The organism is Robertmurraya sp. GLU-23, assembly GCF_052983275.1.
The window spans coordinates 1-1453 of sequence record NZ_JBRKCV010000044.1 but is presented as its reverse complement, the minus strand read 5'-3'; the positions used below and the strand labels follow the sequence as shown (position 1 = coordinate 1453).

Sequence of the window (1453 nt, the reverse complement as noted above, 5' to 3'; positions counted from 1 at the left end):
TGATCTGACCCAATAAAGTTAGACAAATATTTTTAGGCAACTTCTAAGATCTGAGTTCGGTATTCTACTGGACTCAGATCTTTTAATTTTGCTTTCATTCTCTTTTGATTGTAGTAATCAATATACTCTTCTAATTCTTGTTCAAAATGCTCAATACTCTCAAACTCTTGCAGGTAAAGCAACTCAGACTTTAATAAGCCAAAGAAATTTTCGATGACCGCATTATCTAAACAGTTGCCTTTACGTGACATACTCTGCGTAATTTCGTGTTTTTCTAAGGTTTTTTGATACTGTTTCATTTGATAATGCCAGCCCTGATCAGAATGAAGAATTACTTGATCTCCAGGTTTAAGATGCTCAATTGCTTTGTCTAACATTTCACCCACGAGTCTATAAACAGGACGTTTCATCACGTTATAAGCAATGATTTCACCATTGCATAAATCGAGTACCGGCGAAAGATAACGCTTCTCTCCAAATAAGTGGAATTCTGTAACGTCTGTTACCCATTTCTGATTCATTCTTTCCGCCTTAAAATCGCGTTGTAATATGTTGGGTGCAATTTTCCCTACGCTACCTTTGTAGGAACGATATTTCTTCATACGCACTAGACATTTTAAGCCCATGGTATTCATTAATTTATTTATAGTTTTTTGGTCATGATGAATGCCTTTTTTCTTTAGTTCTTTCGTGATACGACGATAGCCATAACGTCCTTTATGTGCATGATAGATTTCTCTTATTTCTTCTTTTACATTCGCATACTTATCGACTTGATTTAATCGTCTTTCCCAATAATAATACGTACTGCGTGGAATGTCAGCGACTTCAACTAAATCCACAACATCATACTGATCCTTTAGTTCATAAATTACTTGCGCTTTAATTTTGTTTGTAATTTTTCCTGCATTTGAACTAAAGCATTCAACTTTTTTAAGTAAGCATTCTCCATTTCTAATCTTTCTATTTTCGCTTGTAATGCTTCTACTGTACCTTCAACTGGTGTTGGTGCTGCTTTCTTTGGTTCACTTTTCTTTGTTTCTTTCTTCATAGATGGACGCCCCTTTTTCTTTAATTGTAGGGCATCTATTCCACCTTGTTTCCACTTTGTTCGCCAATTCCGAATCATTCCAGGAGAGGAAATATTGAAAATTGCTGCTGTATCAACAGAGGATGTACCCGTCTCGTTCATATAATTTAATACATCCATTTTAAACTCAGTTGAATAGCGTGTATAGTTTTTTAGGAAAGCTTCACTACCATGCTGTTCGTAAAGGCGAATCCATCCACTTAAAACACTCTTATTTATCTGTACCTGCCGTGAAATTTCCTTAATTGATTCGTTACCATTTAAATACCTTAAAACCATTTGTATTCTATTTTCCGCTGTAAAATTAGACATAAAAAACCCCATAAATGTAAGATTGATGTCTAACATTTATGGGGCAGTTCA

The 1453-nt window shown here is 34.9% G+C and carries 1 protein-coding gene; it reads right to left on the bottom strand.

Features of this window, described 5'->3' with window-relative positions; all coding sequences use genetic code 11:
• Nucleotides 1-32: 32 nt before the first annotated feature.
• Nucleotides 33-1402 (bottom strand): IS3 family transposase gene (locus tag ACVBAX_RS25240; protein ID WP_447119695.1). Its coding sequence is split into 2 segments (ribosomal slippage): nt 33-937 and nt 937-1402, totalling 1371 coding nucleotides; the frame shifts between segments, so codons are not numbered across the junction.
• Between the last annotated feature and the right edge of the window lie 51 nt (nt 1403-1453).